The following is a 24,116-nucleotide window of genomic DNA, read 5'->3' on the forward strand; positions in this document are numbered from 1 at the left end:
TTCTGCCAATCTTGACATTTAAAAACATTATAATTAAGATGTTTTCGTATTTCTATAATTAATGAGCATCCATTGTCAGCCAAACATTCAACTCCAAAATATTTTTCGGCTGAAAACAATAAATCCAAGAACTTTTTAATTTTTTGTTTTTCTTTAATACTTATTGGCAGTCTTTGCAGTTCCTGCCATCAGAATAATTACTCCATTGCTGATCTCGTTTTAAAAAATGGTTCTATCTACACCGTTGATAACAAGCGAACTATAGCCGAAGCTGTTGCAATTAAAGATGGAAAGTTCGTTTATGTCGGTACTAATAATGAAGTTAATAAATACATTGGTAAAGAGACAAAAGTAATTGACCTTGATAAAAGGATGGTTCTTCCCGGTTTTATCGATAGCCACTGCCATCCGGCATACGGTGCAGCCCATGAACTTTTTGATGTTAATTTCAATGGGTTGAATTCAATTGAAGATTATCAAAAGGCAATTAAAGATTTTGTTGCTAAACATCCTGATGCAAAATTTATAAAGGGAAGAGGTTGGAAGAATACTTTATTCAGCAAAACCGGTCCTGATAAAAAATTCATTGATGAAATAATCAAAGATATTCCCGTTTCTCTTTCCGATGAAGGAGGTCATTCCCAATGGGTAAATTCAAAAACTCTTGAGTTGGCTGGAATTACGAAAGAAACTAAAGACCCACCTGGCGGCGTAATTGAAAAAGATCCAGGAAGCGGTGAACCTACCGGAACTTTGCGAGAAAATGCTGCTGACTTAGTTGCAAAATTTTTTCCAGAATATACAGTTGATCAGTTGGTGCTAGCACTTGAGTCATACCAGAAAATGGCTGCTTCATTTGGAATCACAACAGCTCACGATGCTTCTGTTGATGCCGGTGGAAATGATTTTAATGCATACAAAAATCTTGAGAAAGAAAATCGATTAACAATGAGATTCCGTGCTTCACTTTATGTTGATCCTGCCAAAGGAATTGAACAGATAAAACAACTAATTACAGAAAGAGAAAAAAACAAGGGATCATTTTTTCTAACAAATGGAGCAAAAATATTTATTGATGGCGTAGTTGAAGGAAGTACGGCTTATCTTAAAGAATCTTATAAACATCTTCCTGGTTCACGCGGAGAGTTTTTCTGGAAAGCCGATGATCTAAATAAAATTTGTGCTGAACTAGACAAGAATAAATTTCAAATTCATGTTCATTCAATTGGCGATGCTGCAACTTCAGTAACATTAGATGCTTTTGAGTTTGTACAAAAGAAAAATGGAAAACGCGATTCAAGAAATTTAATAACTCATCTTCAATTGGTTGATCCAAAAGAGATTTTACGATTTAAGGAGCTTGGAGTGATTGCAGTTCCTCAACCATATTGGTTTATGAAAGATGATTATTACTATAATATTCAGGTTCCGTATCTTGGACAGAAGCGTGCTGACATGGAATATCCAATGGAAAGTTTTTTTAAAGCTGGAGTTATGGTGGCTTCTGCAAGTGATTATGCTGTTACTATCCCCTGCAATCCTTTAAATGCAATACAAACCGGGATTACACGCAGTAAATTAAATGTTATTGATCCGAAAGAAATTCTTTGGCAGCAGGAAAGGGCATCGCTTGATCAGATGATTGCCAGCTTTACAATTAATGGAGCTTATGCAAATTTCATCGAAAATACTATTGGTTCAATTGAAACAGGTAAGTTGGCAGATATAATTGTGCTTGATAAAAACCTGTTTAATATATCGGTTAATGAAATTTGTAAAACAAAAGTGCTGCTAACTTTATTCGAAGGAAAAGAAGTTTTTCGCGATAGTTCATTCAAATAGAATAAAATCGTAGAGCTACAGTATAAACAAAAACTATAGTGCTTAATTATCATATTAATAGATTAAAGATTGATAACCATACTAAAGAACAAATAAATTATCCGCACAATTATTTTGCATTTCAAATAGAATTAAAGTTGGAATAGTATTTAAATGCAACCGATTATGGAAATAAATTTTATATAATTAATCGATTATCTTCAAATTTAGAAGAAAATGGAATTATTAAAGATAAACTTTTGATTTTTATGCTCATTCTTTTTACTTTTATAAAGACCTTTTGTCCATTAAAGCGAAAAACAGCTTAAGTCTTTCAAAAAAAAATTCCTTAAAATAAATTTTGAAAGACTACTAAAATATTTTTTCAGCTTACAATAACAATTTTATTTATCCGGCTAATTATTTTTTAATCTTTTCCAAGATTGTCTGGCTAATATAAAGGAAGTAAAAAACAATGTTAACTCATCCTGAAATTATTACTCAAGATCTACTAATGCTTGATATTCTTAGCCGTATAAATAAAATATCAATGTCTGATACAAGCGTTCTACTTGTAGGAGAAACTGGAGTTGGAAAAGAGATTTTTGCAGAATATATTCACAACTCAAGTTCAAGAAGAGATAATACTTTAGTAAAAATAAGTTTAGCTTCTTTGCCATTCGAGTTATTAGAAAGCGAACTGTTTGGTCATGAAAAAGGTGCGTATACAACTGCATTTAATGAAAAGAAAGGTTTATTTGAAATTGCTAATAACGGCACAATATTTTTAGATGATATAGATGATGTTCCGCTAAATATTCAAACCAAGCTTTTAAGAGTGATTGAAAATAAGGAGTTGAATCGAATCGGGGGAATTTCTCCAATACCAATTGATGTAAGATTAATTACTGCTTCCAAAATCGATTTAAAAAAACTAACTGATGAAGGACGCTTTAGAGCAGATTTGTACTATCGTATTAACGCCGTCCCATTTTTTATACCTCCATTACGAGAACGACAAGATGATATTCCTTTCCTTATAAATCATTTTACAAAAAAGTTTGTTCCGTTAAAAAAAATTACTTTTTCAGATCAATCGTTACTGGCTCTTAAAACATACAATTATCCTGGTAATATTAGAGAACTTAAAAATATTGTTCAGCGGATTGTGTTGTTTGCAGAGAATGAAGTCAATGTAGAGGACCTTCCAAATGAAATTTTTAATGGTAATTACACTAATTTTGTAGTGAATGAATGTGAGAAATGTTATATAGCAAACTCCATGAGTTATGAAGAAGTAATATCCTGCGTTGAAAGCAATTTATTAAAAAAGGCACTCGCTAGAGCCGAAGGTAATTTAACCAAAGCAGCAAATTTATTAAATCTAAATCTTTCAACTTTTCGCGATAAGATTAAAAAACACAAACTTCATTAACACTAAAATATTTAATTCAAATTTTTACATACGCAACGTAGTTCACCCTATGGTTTTCCACTAACAATAAGTCAATATCCGTTATTAAAATAAAATTCTCCGCATAAAATCCTTATTACTCAACAATTTTATAGGCACTATTATTGTGTAATTATATAAAACAAAATAAAGCTTTATGGAAAATAATTATATTACCTGCAAACTTTGCATTACCGGAGAAGTTGTAGCTGCAATTAAAACAGGTGAAAAAAACTTTGTGAAAATTTTAGTTAATAGTATTTGCACTGAATTGCCTAACAATAATTTTAATGAGATTAAATTGGGTGATAAAGTAATTGTGCAAGCTAAAATATTAACTGAATCAATTTGTTCAAATATTCCTTTTGCAGATCAAGGAACAATTTCAGTTAACTGAATTTGGTTTAAAAATCGTATAGAACCAATATCTGGAAATATTATACTCATTAATAGGAGGTTGGAATGAAATACACAGTTATTTTAAAACTTTTTTTAATAATGATGTTTAGCTCTCTTTCAGTTTTTGCGCAGCAATACGTATTAATTGGGTGGAATGATTTGGGAATGCATTGTTCCAATAAGAATTTTTCAAAAATTGTTGTACTTCCCCCTTACAATAATGTTCGTGCACAGTTGATAAGAAAAATACCAGGACAAAAACCGCAAGTTTTAACTGCAGGTTATACAATTGCATATTCTATTCCAGGTAATTCCTATTCTGTAGGGAAAACTAATTTTTGGACTTATGCCCAACAGCTCTTCAATCTTGCCCAACCATTAGCTGCAAATATTGGTCTTACTGGCAATGGTTTAACCGGCGTAATGAAAATTGATGGGAATAATTTTATAGCAACAGGAATTCCGATTACACCTTATCAGGATAAAGATCTTGTAAATGAAAATCCATATCAATTGATGCATATAGTCGCCAGGTTAAATAATAGTTCAACTATACTTGCTACAACTGATTTTGTAATTCCTGTTAGCAATGAAATGAGTTGCATAAGTTCCGGCTGTCACTCATCAGAAACTCAAATACTAAATGAACATGAAAGAGTAAATGGATTTAACAGGAATGGACCTGTACTTTGCGCTAAATGCCACGCCTCTAATGCTTTGGGAATGGCAGGAAATAGAGAAGCTAAATCTTTATCATTTCGTTTACATGAAAAGCACAAAGATCTTCTTGCTCTGAATTCAATGGCAACCTGTTATAAATGTCATCCCGGGGCTAAAACCCAATGTTTAAGAGATGTAATGCGAAATGGTAAAACAAAACAAATGATTTGTCAGGATTGCCATGGTAATATGAAGCAGGTAACCGAGTCAATTGAAAAGGGAAGAAGACCCTGGCTGGATGAACCTAAATGCGGAACTTGCCATGGTAGTAAATTTGCTGAGAATACAGGAAAACTTTTTAGAGAATCGAAAGGTCATGGCGGTCTTTACTGCTCTTCCTGCCATGGAAGTCCACATGCAATATATCCAACTTCACAACCGAACGACAATTTACAAAACATCCGGCTGCAAGGATTTGCTGGTACATTGAAGAAATGCGTGGTTTGCCATACTACCACACCTACAGGTGCAGGTCCACATGGAATATTAGCTTCTGCTAATGTTACTGCGCAAAATGATAATGAAAGTAATACTATCGAGACAAACAATTTATTAAATACTTTTGAGTTAAAGCAGAATTATCCTAATCCTTTTAATCCAACCACAAAAATAATTTATTCAATTCCAGTTGAAAGTTTTGTAACACTAAAAGTTTATGATTTGCAGGGTAAAGAAATATCCACGCTGGTAAGCAGCAAAGAAGATGCTGGAAGTTATGAAGCAATTTTTGATGCGAGTAATTTGCCCAGCGGAGTTTACCTATATAGATTAGAGGCAGGAAGTTACAAGGAAACAAAAAAATTAATTTTGATGAGATAATTTATACCAAATGTTTTAATCATTAAAACATTTATAGTTATAAAAAAGGCGAGCATTTGACTCGCCTTTTTTATTATCTTGCAATAGTTAATTAAGAGGAGTTCAAAATGCCAAAATTAATTATTTCACCAAACCGAATTGAAGCTGTGGGCAATAAACCCAAAATTATTGATGAATTTGTTGGAAGAGTAAACACTGCTACCAACGCTGTAAGTATTGCCAGAATGATTAGTCCTTCAGGATGGATAGAACCAAAACAAACTCCTGAGTTTGATGAGTATACGGTGGTCTTTAAAGGGATGCTGCGGGTTACTTCGTGTGATGGTTCAATCGATGTTAAAGAAGGACAGACGATAATTGTTCCCAAAGGTAAATGGGTTCAATACAGCACACCGGCAGAGGACGGGGCAGAATATATTGCTGTTTGTTTGCCTGCGTTTTCACCTATACTTGTTCATCGGGAAAGTTAAACGAAAAGTAAATTCATCTAAAGTATTTTTGATTGTTGGAGGTATTATGGTTTATGGAACAGAAGCTGCCGTTGCTGCTAATGCAATTGCACAAGCAATTAAAGCATCCGGAGTAATTGTACATGTGGAACCCACCGAGTTTTTGCGTATTCTACAAAAAGGAAGAGGATTAGTTATTGTACAATCAACCGGCGGAATATTTAAAAAAAATTATCAATACCTTACCAGTTATAAAGGACTTGCGTTCTTTGCAAAATCTTCCAGTCCATTAATCTTACCTTCAGAATCCGAATTGATTGTTGCTGGTAAGATATGGATCCCCGGATAAAATCTTTTCTTCTAAAAAGAATTCTTGTCTGGCTAAGAAGCCAATCTTTTGAAAATAAGAATTTAAATAATGTACTATTTCTGCGGTAACTTTTCTAAACGGGTTGTAATTTTAAGTGGAAATTGGTTCAAGACAGTTCATGGATTTTTACATTTTTGAAAATGTTAGAATACTCCAGCGATATTTTCTCCGCACTTAAAACATTTTCCATTAAGCAATTTATTATTTAATACGCTGTGCCAATCACGTTTTATTAATTCAGTCTTGCAGGATGGACAAAAAGTTGTTTGTCCTTCTATGTTGTGAACATTTCCTACATAGCAATATTTTATTCCGGTAGCGATGGCAATGCTTCTTGCCATATCTAAAGTTTTCCCCGGAGTGCGGATATTATTTATCATCTTAAAATCGGGATGGAATGCTGTGAAGTGAAGAGGAACCGAATCGCCAAGGTTCTTCAAAATCCAATCGCACATTTGTTTTATTTCATCCAGTAAATCATTTTCATCAGGAATTAGTAAGGTTGTAATCTCAAACCAAATTTCAGTTTCATTCTTAAGCCATACTAAAGTATCAAGAACATCGTTCAGATGAGAGAAAGTAAGTTTATGATAGAAATTTTCTGTGAATGCTTTCAAATCCACATTGGCTGCATCAATATACTTGTAAACATCTTTTCGTGCTTCTTTATCGATATATCCGGCAGTAACCATTACAGAATGAATTCCTTCTTCACGGGCAATCCTGGAAATATCAACAACATACTCACCAAAAATTGTTGGATCATTATAAGTAAATGCGATGGAAGGAGTATTATACTTTTTTGCCAACTCAACAACTTGTTCGGGAGAAGCTTCAAGTGAATTTAAATCATCGAGCCGTGCTTTACTTATCGACCAATTTTGGCAGAACTTGCATCCAAGATTGCATCCGGCAGTTCCAAAACTAAGTATTGTTGTACCAGGATAAAAATGGCTCAACGGTTTTTTCTCGATTGGATCAATTCCAAATCCGGTTGGTCTGCCATATCCTAAAGAGTATAGCTTACCATCAATATTTTTTCTAATGAAACAGAAACCCGCCTGCCCATTGCCGATGGTGCAATACCGGGGGCAAAGAGTACAAAGAATTTTTTCATTCTCTGTTTGTTCCCACCACTTAGCGAGTTTAAATGTTTCTGCGTCCATTTATTTTTTCTTTGCCGGATGATTTTTATCCGAATTATTGGAGTTCTTTTTTTTCACTTTTGTACGCTGGTGCAAAAGTTTAAGTTTACTTTCCACCATTCCAAAAATTGTTCTGGCTTGATAGCTTCCATTTGCCAATTTCTTTCCAGCTTTAACTCCTGTTAAAATTTCAATTGCTTCTTCAATTCTGGAAATTGGATAAACATGAAAATCCCCTTTTTTAACAGCTTCAATTACTTTATCATTCAACATCAAATTTTTTACATTCTGAAATGGAATTATTACTCCATGTTTCTTATCCAATCCGCGCGCTTTACAAACATCAAAATAACCTTCAATCTTTTCATTAACACCACCAATCGGTTGTACATCTCCTTTCTGATTTACCGATCCAGTAATTGCTAATGATTGCTTAATTGGAATCTCCGCCAGAGTAGAAAGTAAAACACAAATTTCCGCACATGAAGCGCTGTCGCCGTCAATCATTCCATAACCTTGTTCAAAAACCAAGCTTGCGGAAAAGGAAAGCGGTGTTTTTTGTCCAAACGTTTCTCTAAAGTAACCGGAAATAATCAACATTCCTTTGTTATGTGTATTTCCGCTTAGCCCTGCTTCTCGATCAACATTAATAATGTTTCCAATTCCAAGCGAAACAGTTGCAGTAATCCTTGTCGGTTTACCAAATGAATAATAATCTGTTCCGTAAACTGCCAGCCCGTTTACCTGTCCTATGCGTTCACCATCAGTGTCAATCAAAAGTTCATTATCCTTAATCATTTCAGAAATTTTTGATTCATATAAACTATGCCGGTCCCGTGCGGAGTTATAGGCCTGTTGGACATGATATCCTGAAACAAGTTTGCTTCCGTTATCGCCCGCCCAAAAATTAGCTTCACGTAAAAGATCTGCAATAAAAGAAAATCTTGTTGTTAATTTAGTTTTATTGTCAGCATAACGCGAAGCATATTCAAGCACTTTGGCAATAGCATCTTTGTCAAATTCCATTAGTTTTTCGTTTTCAATTATTTTTTTTACAACTTTAATGTACTGCTCCAGATTTTTTTCATTGCGATTCATCTCATAATCAAAATCCGATTTTATCTTAAACAATTTTTTAAAATCGTCTTCATAAGAAGCAAGAATTGAGTAAAGGTAACTGCTGCCGATAAAAATTATTTTGGTGTTTACTTCAATTGGTTCTGGTTTTAGTATGGATGGTGAAAACTGGTAATAACTTACAAAATCCTGAATCTCAAGTAAACTATATAGCAATACGCGTTTCAGCGCTTTCCATACACCTGGTTCCTGTATTGCGTCTGATGCGTTCAGAACTAAATATCCGCCATTAGCTTTTAGGATTGAGCCAGCTTTAATTCTTGTAAAATCAGAATACCATCCTCCTTTGCCATCAGAAAATTTTTCAATCGTTCCAAAAATATTATTGTAGGACGGTGTTGTTTCTATAATGATCGGGCATTCAACTACATTGGAATTATCCAAAATTATATTTACCTCATACTCCTTAAAGTAATCTATTATTATTCCTTCCTCTGTCTGTTCAGTTTTTGGCTTAGCTCCTTTGAATACATCCAGCGTTTCGAAAATATTATTTTCAACCTGCTCAAGGTAAAGTTTAATTTTTTCGTCTTTATATTTTTCTTTTAAACTGCCTATTGCTGCAACTATAACTACTCTAACAGTTTTCTTTTCCAAGTTCTGCAATTTGGATTGATAATCCTGGCTAAGTTGTAAACCTTGCCGGAAGATTCCCTGCAACTCTTCCTGGTACACAACAAACTTCTGAGTAATTTCCGCCGCTTTTTCTTTATTTATTTTTCCTAATCTAACCTGTTCCTCAATCTGTTGAATAAGTACAGGTTGATTATCTATTACCGGAACAATTTCCGGGCGGGATAGCTCGCCAACCTTAACCTGTCCAATAGAAAAATTTTCCGTCTTTAATTTTTCTTCAAAGGAAACCATTAATTCATTTTCTTTTTTACTGAACTCAGATACTATTTTTTTCTTTTCATTTTTAAAAGGATCACCTTCCAGTACCTGGGGAATTTTAGTTTGCAAATATTGAATTGTAGAAATTAAATCCCGCTTAAACTTGATTGCATCACCGGCAGTAAAAACAATCAATATTGGTTCGCTGTCATTTTCAAAATTATTAACATATGCATAATCGTAAAGTGTTGGGCACTGAGGTCGAATTGTTTCTAACATTTGCTTTACAGTGGTTGCTTTGCCAGTGCCGGATAATCCGGTTATGAAAATATTGTAACCTGGGCTCCATAATGCCACACCAACTTTAAGTGCTTTAAGAGCGCGCTCCTGCCCAATAATTTCCTGGATGGATGGTACGTTTGATGTGGATTTGAAATTAATAAATTTCGGTTCACATTTTTGTTTTAATTCGCCGATAGTAAGTTCATTATGTTTAGCGGATTTTAAATGATTCATAAAATTTCCCTATGATAAGTGTAGAAAATCCTGATTCTAAAATAAACAATAACTAACAATAATTAAATTGAAGATTAGATATTCATATTCAGGACAAGCCGGAGCCAAAAGAATGACAAACTTACTAATTGTTTCACTTATCTTAATAGAAACGCGGAGGTTAAATTGTTAGATTGTTAAATTGCTTAAGCTAAAGATACATTTTCAAAACAATTCAACAATTGAACAATAGTAAGCCAGAGAAAGCTAAACTGCCAAATATTTAGTAAATTATAACAGGAAATAATTCATACGAAAGGAAATAATATGTACAAATTGGGTATTCAAAAATATTTATTTGCACTGCTTTTAATTTTATTTGCAAATGTAAGCGCTCAACTTGAATTGCCAAGAATCAGCCAGAAAGCTTCAGTTATGCAGCGGATCGGTTTAACAGATGTTACTATCAATTATAGTAGACCAAATGTTAAGGGAAGAGTTATTTGGGGCGATCTTGTCCCATTCAACCAGGTTTGGCGCAACGGTGCAGATGAAGCAACTACAATTTCTTTTAGTGAAGATGTAATTGTTAATGGAAATAAAATAATTGCCGGCAAGTATGGATTGTTTACAATTCCTACGAAGGATTATTGGATTGTTGTAATAAACTCTGTAGCAAAGCAGTGGGGTGCATTTAATTACGACAGCACCAAAGATGTGGTTCGTTTTAAAGTTAAACCTTCAGAAAATCGTTTTTTAGAATCGATGACTTTTTATTTTTCGGATGTTACTACAAATAGTGCAACTGTTAATCTTGCCTGGGAAAAATTGAAGGTATCTTTTAATCTTTTAGTTAATACTGATTCTTTAGCTTATGATAATATTAAAAAAGCAATTGACGAAGTTAAACCAGATGACTGGGTAACTTTTGCCGCATCTGCTAATTATGCCGCCGATAATGATGTGCATTTAGTTGAAGCAATGGATTGGATAGAGAAATCAATTGCTATGAAAGGAACATATTACAATTATTTTGTTAAGGCTAAGCTGCTTGGAAAGAAAGGACAAATTAAAGAAGCCATTAAGTTGATTAACAAATCGCGCGAACTTGGTAAGAATGATAAAGAGTTTAAAACATTTTCTCCACTGGTTAGTAAGTTAGAGAATGAATTAAAAAGTAAGAAGTGATTTTGTGGTTCGACTCCCTGTCTGCTCGATAGGCAGGTACTCACCACGATAAAAATAGCATTCTGCAACAACCTAGTAGGTAGGGGGAGTCTAAAATTATTTAAATGAATTCCTGTTGGAGTTTATCATAACGAAAAGTCGGGACTGGAATAACAAGTCGATTTTTTTTGAACTCTTTAATAATAACTTAATTAGAAATTAACGTAGATATTTCTTTTATTTCATCCAGCTTTTAACAATAGATTGCATAATAATGTCAGTTTATAAATCTCTCGGTATTTGTGTCGGTGCATCCACAATTTCTGCGGTCTACGCAAGTAAACAGCACAATTCTATAACTGTAGATTCCGCAAAAAGTTTTACTCATAATGGCAATCCGCAAGAAGTACTTGTGAAAATTCTCGAAAGCATTTCAGATCAAAAAATTACTATTACCGGAAAGAAGTACAGAAAATTTCTAAATCTCACTTCAATATCAGAAGCTGAAGCAATTGAATTTGCACTTGAAAATCAGAAACTATCAGCCGATTTAATAATTAGTGCTGGTGGAGAAAATTTTATTGTTTATTCATTAGACAAAGAAAATAAAATCGCGAAAGTTTCTACCGGAAATAAATGTGCATCAGGTACCGGGGAATTTTTTCTGCAGCAGATTAAACGGATGGATTTAAGTATTGAAGAAGCTGTAAAGTTTGGAGTAAAGGGAGAACCATACAATATCTCCGGCAGATGCTCTGTATTCTGTAAATCGGATTGCACCCACGCATTGAACAAAGGAATTCCTAAAGAAAATGTTATTGCCGGCTTATCTAAAATGATGGCACAAAAGATAATTGAACTTACCTCCAAGATACCGCATAAATCTGCGATATTGATTGGCGGAACAACAAAGAATAAAGCAATGCTCCGCTTTCTTAAAGAACATTTTGAAAATGTATTAATTCCGGAAGAAGCGCCATATTTTGAAGCCCTTGGTGCGGCAGTATTTGCGTTGAAGAATGATACAATTAAATATGAAATGGAAAATCTTTTCATTGACGGACATTCGGCTTTTTCTTTCCATAAACCGTTGAACGCATTTACTTCAATGGTTCACTTTAAAGAAATGAAAAGAGAAATACCTGTAGAAAATGACGTTTGTATTATTGGTCTGGATGTTGGCTCAACAACAACTAAAACAATTCTGCTTAGATTAAATGATAATTCTATTTTAGCATCTGAGTACTTAAGAACAAACGGAGATCCGGTTAAAGCATCGATAGAATGCTATAAAAGTTTGAAAAGCCAATTGCAAGTACCGGTAAAAATAGTTGGACTCGGTGTAACAGGTTCAGGTCGTCAAATTGCAGGATTACACGCTCTTACAAAAGGAATTATAAATGAAATAATTGCGCATGCCACCGCAACAATTTATTTTGATAAAGATGTCGATACGATTTTTGAAATCGGTGGACAGGATGCTAAATATACTTACATTACTTCGGGGATCGCCTCAGACTATGCAATGAATGAAGCTTGCTCTGCTGGTACCGGATCCTTTCTTGAAGAAGCAGCTAATGAATCGCTTCATATAGATTATGAAGAGATTGGCAGTATTGCGTTGCTGGCAGACAGACCTCCGAATTTTAATGATCAATGTGCAGCATTCATTAGTAGTGATATTAAGAATGCGTTGCACGAAGGATTATCGAAAGAGAATATAGTTGCCGGTTTAGTTTATTCAATTTGCATGAATTATAATAACCGCGTAAAAGGAAATCGTCCTGTTGGTAAAAAAGTTTTTATGCAGGGTGGAGTTTGTTACAACAAAGCTGTGCCAGTTGCAATGGCGGCATTAACAGGAAAAGAAATTATTGTTCCCCCTGAGCCCGGTTTAATGGGCGCATTTGGTGTTGCATTGGAAATTAAAAATCGTTTAGAACTGGGATTGATTAAAGAAAATACTTTTAATCTTGATGAGCTAATTAACAGGCAGGTAGAATACGAAAACTCATTTGTTTGTGCCGGTGGTGCCGAAAAATGCGATAGAAAATGCGGAGTATCTTTAATTAAAATTGAAGGAAAAAAATATCCTTTCGGCGGAGCCTGCAACAAGTATTACAATCTTCAACTTGATATTAATCCTTCTTCCAAAGAAAATGATCTGGTAAAACTTCGCCAACATTTGGTTTACGAAAAATACATTCATCCAATTGAATTAGAAGATAATGCTCCGACAATCGGAATTTCAAAATCATTTCTGACGAATACACTTTATCCGTTGTACTACAATTTCTTTACGCAACTTGGATTTAGAATTATCCTTGGCAGCGATGCCAAACCAAATGGAATAGACAAAAAGGAATCGACATTCTGTTACCCGGCAGAACTTGCGCATGGATTTTTCCAGGATTTAATTGATAAAAAACCGGATTATATTTTTCTTCCGCACATAAGTGAGATTCAAAATCAGGATTCCAATTCACAGAAAAAAACCTGCGTGCTGCTTCAATCAGAAAGTTACTATCTACAAACCACGTTTAAAGATGAGTTAAAAGGAATCAAAATTCTTTCTCCGGTATTAAATTTTTCCGCTGGTTATGAAAGTGAAAAGAACAAATTTATTACTTTAGCCGTTGAGTTAGCTAAAGATAAAGTAACTGCTTCAGCCGCATTTGATTTTGCAGTTGATAATTTAATGATGATGTTAAGCGAATTCAAACAAATCGGCAAAAATTTTCTTGCAAAGCTGGAAGAAGATCCGGAAAGATTTGCCGTTGTATTATTTGGCAGGAGCTATAACGCTTTTGCAAAGGAAGCCAATCTGGGAATTCCGCAAAAGTTTGCTTCAAGAAATTTTGAAATTATTCCGCATGATTTTCTTCCAACGGAAGAACTGGAAAGTTATCAGCATATGTATTGGGGTTTAGGGCAGCAGGTGCTTAAAACTGCGCGATTTGTTAAAAGCCATCCGCAATTGTTTGGTGCATTTATTACAAACTTTAGCTGTGGTCCGGATTCGTTCATCATTGGTTACTTCCGAAATATTATGGGAAAGAAACCATCACTTACACTTGAGCTGGACAGCCACTCTGCTGATGCAGGAATCAATACAAGAATTGAAGCTGCGATTGATATAATAAAAAGTTACCGCGAACTGAACAAAGACAAAATTGAAGTAGAAAGTCATAATGATTTTATTCCACTGCGAATTAAAGACTCACATTGTATTGTTGATTCTGATGGAAATGAGTTTTCAATTAGCGATCCTTCCATAAAGGTGCTTGTTCCAAGTATGGGCAGATTGGGGACAGAACTTTTTTCTGCGGCATTCAGATCAGTGGGAATAAATTCCGAACCACTTCCTGTTTATGATTTTGAAACATTAATGATCGGAAGAGGAAATTCCACCTGTAAAGAATGTTTGCCACTTCAATTAAATGCCGGCTCGATGATAGACTATTATAACTACCGAAAAAATCCAAATGAAAAAACTCTTTTCTTTATGACAAAAGGCGATGGACCTTGCCGGCTTGGGCAATATCACGTTTTTCTTGAAGACTTGATTAATAAACGGGAAATGAAAAACGTTGGTGTTTACACTTTAACAGATGAAGATTCTTATGGTGGACTTGGAAACGATTTTGTAATTCGTGGCTGGGCTGCCGTTACTGTTTCTGATGTTCTGAAAGATATTTATACAGCAATCCAGGCATTAGCTGTTGATAAAGAAAAAGCAAACCAGATTTTTGAAGAGGAGTTTAAAAAAGTTCTTTCTGGGTTTTCAAAACTAAAGTTAAGTAGTATTTATAAGTTGATTGAAAAATCAGCCATAGTCTTATCAAAAATTGAAACAAAAGAATCGATTAAAGATGCAAAGAAGGTTGCATTGATTGGAGAAATATTTGTCCGCCACGATGAATTTTCCAGGATGGATTTGATTGAAAGATTATCCGAAAAAGGATTTGTTGTTAAAACTGCTCCAATCGGTGAATATGTTTATTACTCAAATTATCTTGCAGGAAAGAATGGTGATGGAACTTTGGGGCTTGGCGATAGAGTTAAATTTAAGATAAGAGATATTACCCAAAGAGAAATTGAAAAGAAAATCAAGAAAGCTCTGGCTATGTCTGGTTTCTACGAATATCACTTAACCGATGTTGAAGAAGTAATTGAAAGTGCCTCACCGTTCATAAAAGATAAACTGGAAGGTGAAGCTGTCTTAACAGTTGGTTCTGCCTTAAGTGAAATTTTAGATCATACTTGCGGAGTAGTTTCTTTGGGACCATTCGGATGTATGCCATCGCGGGTTGCAGAATCGATCCTGAATGTAGAAATGAATATTGATGGAAAGATAAAATCTCAGTTAAAAAAGAAAAAAGTAAATTATCCTGATGTTGAAGATTTGCCGTTTCTTACAGTTGAAACTGACGGAAATTTATTCCCGCAGATAATACAATCGAAGATTGAAATTTTTATGCTTCAGGCGGAGCGATTGCATGAAAAGCTAAAATCCAAAGATGAACCAACAAAAAGAAAGTACCGGGAAGTTTTCACAAGATTGGTTGAAAGTTTTCAAACCAAAGGATGGGATATTCCCGAAGGAGAAACTTTACCGCAGTACAATAGCGCTGTTTCAGAAGTTGAATAGAATTTGATCCAACCATAAAAAAGCCCGATGGAAACATCGGGCTCTGTTTTACAGATCTTAAAAAATATTTATCTCATTTCTCGGCTGGCAATAAATCAGTCGTTTTTAATTTAGAAGGCATAAAGATTCCAATTACACCTTTCAATCCAACACTCATAACAATATTATAGAAGAACGCCAAAAATGCCAGAAGAATCAATGAGCCGGAAAGCGCTGCTAATATCATATAAACATTGAATTCGCCGTTGAGGTAAATTGAACGGCGTAACATTCCCCTTAATCCAGCCATCCCCATAAAAGCGCCCATTCCAATTCCACCAAGAAGATGTGCCCAGAAATGGAAGTTCGCCAATTTGTTGCTATAAAGTTTTGCTCCGTTAGTAAGGATTGGAAAGAGAAAATATATTGCCGAATATAGTGTCATTGTCAATCCTACTAAAATTGCAACGTGAACGTGAGGACCAACAATCCATTGAGTGTTATGAAGAATTCTATTCAATCCTAAATCAGCCTGCATAATACCCGCTGGAACAGCTAAAGCAAATCCGAGCAATCCGCCAAGTAAAAATTTTAATGGATGACTCATTTTTAATGGTCTTGCGCTCCAAAGTGTTGCAAGTGTAATAAAGAAAGCTAAACCTTGTGTAATCAGTTCAAACGCAGTAACCATTTCCCCGGATAGAATTTTTAATATACCTGGCTGTGCCTGATCTGACATTAAATGATGCGACCAGACAGTCCAGCTAACAACCATTTCAATAAATAAAGCTGCACGCGCCCAGTTTTCCATAAATAATTTTTTGCCAGTAATTAATGTTGCAAGTAAATACCATGTACCGGCAACAAATATTAAAACCAGTCCATCGGCAATTAAATCAAGACCCCACCAGAAAAAATTTTTATATAATAAAGCATCAATAGCAGAATGTTTTAGACTTACTCCAAATAATTCGGCAACCATATAAACTAATATTAAAACACCGGCGAATAAAATAACCACAGCATTAAAAGCAGTGTCAACTGTTCCTCTTGCTATTGCAGCAACAGGTAGAGAAACCAAATGTTCTTTTTTCTTTTTTGAAAATAGATTTGTTAAACCAGTTAATCCGAGTGCAGATTTTATTAATGCGCCTTTAGGTTGTTTCTCCCAGCCATCGGGAGTATATGTAATAGTCTTGTAAATATTGATAACAAAAAATGCAGTCCCTACCATTACGAGTGCAATCCCAACGATAAAGAAAGTTCCACCTAAAACACTAAACTGCGAAAAATCTGCCGGCAAAGGCCAATAAAGTGTGTAGAGAGGAGAATAGTGAGATACAAATCCAGCAAACCAAAACACAAAAGTGCCGATTGCAATTAACCAAAAGTTCCAGTTTCCTAATTTAATACTCCACAATGGTTTTTTCATTAAGAATGGAACAAGGAAAAGAAAGGCGCCAAATACAATGGAATATGTAGAACCAAAAATTCCTACAAGTGGGTGTGCCGTCATTATAGCAAAAAACTGTTTTGGTTCTACGCCCAAAGCAAGATTGGGATTAACTTCAAATAATCTCATCAACATTCCTTCAATAACAACAACACCGTAATAGATCAATCCAACTACAACAAACCGCAATGTTAATTTTTGCATTGGCGTTAGGGAATTAGGTTTGAATAAACCTTGTTCTCCGTTTGTTAATATTTGTAAAAAACTCATTTTCAAATTCCTTATAAGTTGTAAAATTTTTTATTCAACTACTTCGATAGCATTTCTCACGATCATATTTACTCCCTTAGGACCCGAATATTCAGTTGATCGGATAGAATAAACAGCCGCGCGGTCGAACTGCCAAAGAATATCATTAAGATGACCGGGAATTACCTGCATCTGGAATACCATTGAGTTGTCGCTTCTGAATAATCCAAAACCATAAGTTAGATCTTTCGAATCAACTATAAATCTTACTATCTCATTTTTTGTTATTATTAGTTTTGTTGATGGGAGTTGAATTAGGTGGTTCTTCATAGTGATATGAAATTCCTTATCGGCTTTAATCTCTGCACGATTTAAATCCATCGGTTTCCATGGAATTGTTTCATGCGTTACAATATGAAGAGAGACTCCGATAACTACCAGAAAAACTACAAACGAATAAAATATTGCTGGTTTGATTCCTTTACCGGAACCATCTCTTGTTATCTTGTATGCAAACCACCCCATTAAAGCCATAATTGCAAGGACATAAAAAGTGTAGGCGATTGTTTGTCCCGTCAATACAGTATTTGAATCAATCATAGTTTAACCTTTTTTTTGTAAATCTATTTGTTTATTTAAATTCAGTACGTTGTATTTGATAATAAAATTATTGATTAAAACTTTTCTCCTTTAGCTTCCCGAATATGACTACCAACAGATCTAATTCTTCCCCACATAGAAATAAAAAAAATAATGATTCCAAATACCTGTCCAGCGGCAGAAGCCACAAGTAATAATTTTAGAAGTTGGTTTGGCAAAATAAAAGATGAAATAACTTGAGATAAAAATCTGATTATAGTTGAGGAAGTAATTATAAAATATGTAGTAAGAATCAGATCCGGTTTGTAAAGTTTATCATCTTTCTCGGCTCGTGGAAAGAACCATAACGCCACACCCATAATCATCATCATTACAGAACCAAGCAGTATTATATTTGTGTGGGCAGAAACCAATTCCGGATGTGGCCAAATGCTATAGAATTCTTTTGCTATCAAAATGTAAAGTCCGGATAGTATTCCTGTTACAAGAAAGATTATGCTGGTTTTTATAAAATACCTAACTGTGGAAAACATTAGATATCCTTGTTAAAATCTCTTGAATTAAAATAATATTTTTTTTGTTCGTTATCTATAATAACATTATAAAACTTTGCTGAAGGCGAACCTTCAAGTAATGGTTTTAATTTAGCAAAAGATTCTTTTTGTTCTTTGCTTGTATGCATATTCATAAAGGTCTTATCGTTTTCGTGTTCCATTAAAATAACATAGCTTCCAGTTCCTTTAGTGTGTTGCAAGAGTCGCCTGGAAATAAATCCAGTAAATTTTTTGTAAACGCTATTCGACCATTTAAACCACTCAAGAAACTCAGATTCTTTGCCAGCTTTTATTGGCGGGAACTCAATAGTGTTTATAAACATAAATTATTCTCCTTTTTAATGTTTGTGATTAGATTCTGCTTTTTCCAATTTGTGCTTTTTCTCAGCCTTTGTCTTTTCAGATGAATCATACAAGTGCTCAGCCGTATGCAGAAACTCTACATATGCCTTTACATACTTTCTACCTGCATCAACATCATTGATATTATAATTCTTATTTTCAATTACTTCTTTAAAGAGCATTTGAATTTTATCAATTGGCAGATTTTTCTGTTTATAAACTTTTTCGAGGGGTTCTAGTTTGCCTTTCTCAATAGATAAATCTGCGGCGGGTATCACTGCACCTAAATCTCTTCCGGCTGGTTTCAATCCTGTATATGGTTCGCCTTCACCTGCTCTATGTATTCTTACTAAGGTTTCAAAGAAGTACATATCAGCAAGGTCTTTTGCTTCCTCATTCAGTTTCCTTACGGAAAGAGTTTTCTTAAAAGCATCTTTAATAAAATATTCATCTTCCTTTTGAACCCATATCAGGACTAAATTCACATTGTTGGATTCCAAAGCTTTCATTGCAGTTTTTACAACCGGACCATCCAGTCCGTCGCAATGAGCATAAATATTTTTTGGAGACAAGATTAATATGCTGAATATAATTAGTAAACTGATTCTTCTTAATGTTCTCATTTTATACCTCTTTTTTATTGTTTCTAAATATTAAAACAACAATAACACAAAGAAGTATCCATTAAAGATTGACTTAAGTCAATTAATCAAAAATTATTTACTTATTCAAGTTTTATTAGAAACGGTGGAGGAAAGAAATATAATTTAATAAGTCGTGCGGTATTTCAGGAAATCAACGAGCCATTTCTCTTAAGCGATTGAAGTCCTTAATAAATATTTTTTTATCTGCAACTCTAATAAGTCCTTCATTTTCAAGTTTGTGAAAAGTACGGGAAAGTATTTCGGTGATTGTTCCAAGATAGGAAGCAAGTGTTTTTTTAGAAATGACTAGTTTAATAATTGGTTCAGTAAGTTTTTCTGTACCTGATCGAATAACTTCATTTATTAAATATTCAGCAAGACGGATTGAAACATCCTTTAGAGTCAAGTCTTCGACTTTTCTTGTTAGCGCTCTCATTCTTTTTGCAAAACCGCTTAACATTTTAAAGCAAATTGTTGGGTTCTCCAACAATAATTTCTTAAAACCGTCGCCTGGAATAAATAATAAAGTACAATCATCCACAGCCTGCGCATTAACAGGATAAATTTTTCCTTCAAATAATGGGACATCTGCAAATGCATTAAACGGTTTAATTATATGAAGAGTTAGTTCTTTACCCCGGGAAGTTTTTCTATAAACCTTTATTGTTCCTTTTAGTAAAATATAAAAGCCTTTGTATATACTACCTTCCCTAAAAATAACATCATTTTTTTTATGGCAATCAATACTGCTGATAGATGCTATTTGCATTAACTGTTCTGTATCAAGTTCAGAGAATAGATGAAGCTCGCGAAGTTTATCTTTTATTATTATCCGGTTAATATTCATAATGCAAAAATAACTAAGATTAACTTATGTAAAAGAGGGAAAATTCTATTTCATCATTTTTTTCAATTTATCAATTTCGTCCCGTAGCGATGCAGCACGTTCAAACTCCAAATCTTTTGCAGCGTTAAGCATTTCCTCAGTAAGCTGTTCAACTAAATCCTGTTTTTGTTCGTTGCTCATATACTTTATTACAGGTTCGGCAACCTTAGTAAAGGAAGCCGGTTTGTCGCTCTCTTTTTTTCTAACATCGGCTATTGAAGTAGAGCTCATGATTTCTTCTACGCTTTTATAAATTGTAACAGGAGTAATGTTGTTTTCCTGGTTATATTCCGTCTGTATTTTTCTCCGGCGGTTTGTTTCATCGATTGTTTTCTTCATTGATTGGGTAAGCTTATCAGCATACATAATTACTCTTCCATTTATATTTCGTGCGGTTCTGCCAGCAGTCTGCATCAACGAGCGCTCGCTTCGTAAGAATCCTTCCTTGTCAGCATCAATGATTGCAACCAGAGAAACCTCAGGCAGGTCGAGTCCTTCCCTTAAAAGATTTACACCAACAAGAACATCAAAATCACCCAAACGTAAATCACGGATAATCTCAACTCTTTCAAGTGATTCAACATCGCTGTGAATGAAGCGAACCTGAATTCCAATCTTGTCAAGATAGTCTGTTAAATCTTCAGCCATTTTTTTTGTTAATGTGGTAACAAGAATTCTTTCCTTTCTGGCAACACGAATTCTTATTTCACCAATCAGATCATCAATCTGTCCTTTAATCGGGCGGATTTCAATTTCAGGATCAATCAATCCAGTGGGACGAATAACCTGTTCTACAAAGGCACCCTTCGATTGTTCAAGCTCATAATCGGCAGGAGTTGCGCTAACATAAATAACCTGGTTAACCAAGTCCTGGAATTCATCAAACTTTAGCGGGCGGTTATCCAGAGCAGAAGGAAGACGGAAACCATATTCAACTAAAACTTCTTTCCGCGAGCGGTCGCCATTATACATTCCTCTTATCTGCGGCATCGTTACATGCGATTCATCCACTATCAAAAGATAGTCTTTGGGAAAGTAATCGAACAAGCAGGAAGGACGAGAACCGGGTGGGCGATTTTCCATATGCCTTGAGTAGTTCTCAATGCCAGAACAGTAACCAATTTCCTTTATCATCTCAATATCAAATTTGGTCCTTTGTTCTATTCGTTGCGCTTCCAAATATTTTTCCTGCTGGTTAAAGTATTTTAATCTGTCGTGCAGTTCATCATCAATATCCTTTATAGCACGGTTTACCTGCTCTCTTGTAGTAACAAAATACTTTGCTGGATAAATTGGGACTGAATCAACTTCGCGAATAATATTACCCGTTGTCGAATCAATTATCGAAATTCTTTCAATCTCATCTCCCCAATATTCTATTCTTACTGCTTCATCGTTTTGATAAGCAGGAATTACTTCCACTACATCACCTCGTGCGCGGAAAGTGCCACGGGTAAACTCGATATCGTTCCTGGTGTAATAAATATCAATCAGTTTACGCATTAGTTGTTTGCGGGTAAGGGCAATTCCTTTTTTTATAAAAATGATTTGTCGTGCGTATTCTTGCGGTGCACCAATTCCATATATGCAGCTTACACTTGCAACAATTATTACATCCCGTCTTCCTTCAATTAAGGAAGTAGTAGCTTTAAGCCGCAGCCGGTCAATCTCTTCATTTACGGAAAAATCTTTTTCGATGTATAAATCTCTTTTAATAACATAAGCTTCGGGCTGATAGTAATCGTAATAACTAATAAAAAACTCAACTGCATTATTTGGAAAGAAGGATTTGAATTCGGAGTAAAGTTGAGCGGCTAAAGTTTTATTGTGCGAAATGATTAAAGTAGGTTTATTCACCTGGGCGATAACATTAGACATTGTAAAAGTTTTACCGCTGCCGGTTACTCCAAGCAATACCTGGTGCTTTTCTGCGCGGTTTAATCCTTCAACCAATTCTTGTATTGCTTTTGGTTGATCACCCGTAGGTTTGTAGGTAGACTCAAGTTGGAATTCTGGCATATAATCTTTCTTATTCATTTTTTCTTTCTTAGATAATGTAAAGAAGGAAGTATAAAAATAAAAGGAATAATAAAATATCTAATCGAAAAGTTTGGAAATCTTAATGAAATATTATTTACTTGCGTTAAAATAAAAGTTATATTACACCATAAAAAGATTATGTCATATTTAATAACACAAACTGAAGCAGATTATTTTTTCCAAATAGAAAAAATACCTGAAGACGATGCAAAATATACATTCCCTGTGTCCGGGGATAAATTAGTAATTCCTTTTACATCCCTGGATAAAAGAGAAAGTTTTTTATTTGATATAACAAGATCAATAATAAAAATAAGGAAAGTTACTTATCAGAGTCGTGTCAGGAAGATATATATACTTAGAAGATTGGATATTGACGGACCTGCACATCTTAACCCAGAAATAAATGAAGTCCCGCTGGAAATTTTAAAACCGTATAATGGACAAGAAATTGAGTGTCCCCATTTGCATATTTACATAGAAGATTTTAATAATAAATGGGCAGTACCTGCTGATTTATTTTTTAATTTTAAGGGAAAGGACATTTATGATATTATGATAGAATTTTTTACTTATTGTAATGCTAAAAAATTACCAGAAATTGAAAAGAGATTATTATTATGAAAGATCTTATACAAAGCTATATTGATTGGTTAAGACAAAAAATAAATTACAAGGAAGTAAATGGATATTACGAAATATCCACTCCTTTCGTAAATCACATTAATGACTATATTCAAATCTATCTTAAAAGAGATGCTAACGATAGAATAGTAATAACAGATGATGGTGATACAATTAAAAATCTTGAAATGGAAGGATTGGAGTTTAATACACCATCTAGGAAGAAGGAACTTGAAGTTATATTAAATGGTTTCGGAATATCAGTAAGTGGGAATGAATTACTAAGTTACGCCACACCTCAGACTTTTCCAATGAGGAAGCATAATTTTATTCAAGCAATTTTAGCTGTAGATGATTTACATGTTTTAGCACAACCAAAAGTCGAATCATATTTTATTGAAGATGTTGTAAATTATTTAAACCATAACTCTGTCCGTTTTTCAAGGAATATTATATTGCAAGGAAAAAGTACATTTCAGCACAAGTTTGATATTCTGATTCCTGCTTCACAAAAAGAAACTGAAAGAATATTAAAAATTGTAGTTAATCCCAAAAAACAAAATATTATTTCACATCTATTTGGATTTGAGGATACAAAATTGGCTCGCGATAATGAAGGTATAATGGTACTAAATGATATTGATAAAGAAATACCCGTCGATGTCATTCAAGCGATAAAGGAATATGGAATTTATGATATTCCTTGGTCTCAAAGAGAAAAACACAAATTTAAGCTCGTTGCATAATAAATTTATAATTATCTAAATTATTTTTATTTAATTATCATCAGAAATCCACCTGTTTTTTTCTATAAATAATTAGGTAATAAATGGGAACCAGAAAAGCTTATATCAAACAAATAAAAGGAATCACCTTTGCAGGCAAAACGGATTCCAACCATTGGATTACTATGGACGGACCCGAGGAATTTGGTGGAAGCAATGCCGGCATTAGACCTAAAGAATTGTTGTTGATCGGTTTAGGTGGCTGCACAGGAAGCGATGTTGTTTCTATTCTTCAGAAAAAAAGAATTAACATGAAAGATTTTGAAATTAACATTTCGGCAGATCTTGCAGACGAACATCCGCAGGTTTTTACAAAGATTCACATTGAATATGTTTTTTATGGAGATAACCTTCCTGTAAAAGATATTGAAAGAGCGATAGATCTTTCGCAAACGAAATATTGTGCAGTTACCAAGATGCTTGAAAAAGCTGCTGAAGTTACTCATTCGTATAGGATTGAAGCGAAGTAATAATTAGAATCATGAAAGTTGGGTTTAAGA

General features: G+C 34.2%; 20 protein-coding genes. 11 read left to right on the forward strand and 9 right to left on the reverse strand.

Translation table 11 applies throughout. The annotated features are described in order from the left end of the window. The first annotated feature begins 72 nt into the window (after window positions 1-72). The 6 genes from NTX22_12280 to NTX22_12305 all read left to right on the forward strand — a co-directional run bounded on the left by NTX22_12280 (window position 73) and on the right by NTX22_12305 (window position 6,010). The gene (locus tag NTX22_12280; GenBank protein ID MCX6151298.1) at window positions 73-1,842 is read left to right on the forward strand and encodes an amidohydrolase; all 1,770 of its coding nucleotides are present in this window, start codon (window positions 73-75) and stop codon (window positions 1,840-1,842) included. 454 nt (window positions 1,843-2,296) lie between these two features. Continuing rightward, window positions 2,297-3,256: a sigma-54 dependent transcriptional regulator gene (locus tag NTX22_12285; protein MCX6151299.1), complete on the forward strand. Its 960-nt coding sequence runs from the start codon at window positions 2,297-2,299 to the stop codon at window positions 3,254-3,256. 175 nt (window positions 3,257-3,431) lie between these two features. Continuing rightward, on the forward strand, window positions 3,432-3,671 hold the full coding sequence (locus tag NTX22_12290; GenBank protein ID MCX6151300.1) for a hypothetical protein: 240 nt from the start codon (window positions 3,432-3,434) through the stop codon (window positions 3,669-3,671). A 65-nt stretch (window positions 3,672-3,736) separates the two neighbouring features. Further along, window positions 3,737-5,212 (forward strand): T9SS type A sorting domain-containing protein, encoded by a 1,476-nt coding sequence (locus tag NTX22_12295; GenBank protein ID MCX6151301.1) that lies wholly within the window; start codon window positions 3,737-3,739, stop codon window positions 5,210-5,212. A 107-nt stretch (window positions 5,213-5,319) separates the two neighbouring features. Then, window positions 5,320-5,682 carry a cupin gene (locus NTX22_12300; GenBank protein MCX6151302.1) on the forward strand — a complete coding sequence of 121 codons (363 nt, stop codon included), beginning with the start codon at window positions 5,320-5,322 and terminating at the stop codon, window positions 5,680-5,682. Window positions 5,683-5,728: 46 nt separating this feature from the next. Continuing rightward, window positions 5,729-6,010, forward strand: a complete 282-nt coding sequence (locus NTX22_12305) for a hypothetical protein (GenBank protein ID MCX6151303.1) — start codon at window positions 5,729-5,731, stop codon at window positions 6,008-6,010. Window positions 6,011-6,174: 164 nt separating this feature from the next. Here the strand turns inward: NTX22_12305 and amrS are convergent, their stop codons facing one another. Together amrS and NTX22_12315 are read right to left on the reverse strand one after the other, a co-directional pair. After that, on the reverse strand, window positions 6,175-7,197 hold the full coding sequence (gene amrS, locus NTX22_12310; protein ID MCX6151304.1) for an AmmeMemoRadiSam system radical SAM enzyme: 1,023 nt from the start codon (window positions 7,195-7,197) through the stop codon (window positions 6,175-6,177). After that, entirely contained in the window at window positions 7,198-9,663 is a 2,466-nt protein-coding gene (locus NTX22_12315; GenBank protein MCX6151305.1) for an AAA family ATPase, read from the reverse strand. 306 nt (window positions 9,664-9,969) lie between these two features. Here NTX22_12315 and NTX22_12320 point away from each other — a divergent pair, with 306 nt between their 5' ends. Then, entirely contained in the window at window positions 9,970-10,830 is an 861-nt protein-coding gene (locus NTX22_12320; protein ID MCX6151306.1) for a DUF2911 domain-containing protein, read from the forward strand. Between the two features lie 253 nt (window positions 10,831-11,083). After that, entirely contained in the window at window positions 11,084-15,460 is a 4,377-nt protein-coding gene (locus NTX22_12325) for an acyl-CoA dehydratase activase (GenBank protein MCX6151307.1), read from the forward strand. Between the two features lie 73 nt (window positions 15,461-15,533). Here the strand turns inward: NTX22_12325 and NTX22_12330 are convergent, their stop codons facing one another. The 7 genes from NTX22_12330 to uvrB all read right to left on the reverse strand — a co-directional run bounded on the left by NTX22_12330 (window position 15,534) and on the right by uvrB (window position 22,186). Next, on the reverse strand, window positions 15,534-17,162 hold the full coding sequence (locus NTX22_12330; protein MCX6151308.1) for a cbb3-type cytochrome c oxidase subunit I: 1,629 nt from the start codon (window positions 17,160-17,162) through the stop codon (window positions 15,534-15,536). Window positions 17,163-17,192: 30 nt separating this feature from the next. Then, a complete protein-coding gene (locus NTX22_12335; GenBank protein MCX6151309.1) occupies window positions 17,193-17,741 on the reverse strand; it encodes a hypothetical protein in 549 nt (182 codons plus the stop codon). A gap of 74 nt (window positions 17,742-17,815) precedes the next feature. Next, window positions 17,816-18,274, reverse strand: coding sequence for a hypothetical protein (locus NTX22_12340; GenBank protein ID MCX6151310.1), 459 nt, complete (start codon window positions 18,272-18,274; stop codon window positions 17,816-17,818). Beyond that, window positions 18,274-18,618 carry an antibiotic biosynthesis monooxygenase gene (locus NTX22_12345; protein ID MCX6151311.1) on the reverse strand — a complete coding sequence of 115 codons (345 nt, stop codon included), beginning with the start codon at window positions 18,616-18,618 and terminating at the stop codon, window positions 18,274-18,276. Before NTX22_12345 ends, NTX22_12340 begins: the two co-directional genes overlap by 1 nt. A gap of 15 nt (window positions 18,619-18,633) precedes the next feature. After that, window positions 18,634-19,260: a DUF6448 family protein gene (locus tag NTX22_12350; protein MCX6151312.1), complete on the reverse strand. Its 627-nt coding sequence runs from the start codon at window positions 19,258-19,260 to the stop codon at window positions 18,634-18,636. 172 nt (window positions 19,261-19,432) lie between these two features. Beyond that, on the reverse strand, window positions 19,433-20,128 hold the full coding sequence (locus NTX22_12355) for a Crp/Fnr family transcriptional regulator (protein MCX6151313.1): 696 nt from the start codon (window positions 20,126-20,128) through the stop codon (window positions 19,433-19,435). Window positions 20,129-20,173: 45 nt separating this feature from the next. Beyond that, window positions 20,174-22,186 (reverse strand): excinuclease ABC subunit UvrB, encoded by a 2,013-nt coding sequence (gene uvrB, locus NTX22_12360; GenBank protein MCX6151314.1) that lies wholly within the window; start codon window positions 22,184-22,186, stop codon window positions 20,174-20,176. A gap of 159 nt (window positions 22,187-22,345) precedes the next feature. On the opposite strand from uvrB, the gene NTX22_12365 reads away from it, so the two are divergent. From NTX22_12365 to NTX22_12375, 3 genes are all read left to right on the forward strand, one after another. Continuing rightward, window positions 22,346-22,831: a hypothetical protein gene (locus tag NTX22_12365; GenBank protein MCX6151315.1), complete on the forward strand. Its 486-nt coding sequence runs from the start codon at window positions 22,346-22,348 to the stop codon at window positions 22,829-22,831. After that, a complete protein-coding gene (locus NTX22_12370) occupies window positions 22,828-23,577 on the forward strand; it encodes a DUF1828 domain-containing protein (protein MCX6151316.1) in 750 nt (249 codons plus the stop codon). Before NTX22_12365 ends, NTX22_12370 begins: the two co-directional genes overlap by 4 nt. A gap of 83 nt (window positions 23,578-23,660) precedes the next feature. After that, on the forward strand, window positions 23,661-24,086 hold the full coding sequence (locus NTX22_12375) for an OsmC family protein (protein MCX6151317.1): 426 nt from the start codon (window positions 23,661-23,663) through the stop codon (window positions 24,084-24,086). Window positions 24,087-24,116 lie beyond the last annotated feature (30 nt).

The sequence above is a fragment of the Ignavibacteriales bacterium genome (assembly GCA_026390815.1).
Classification (GTDB): domain Bacteria; phylum Bacteroidota; class Ignavibacteria; order Ignavibacteriales; family SURF-24; genus JAPLFH01.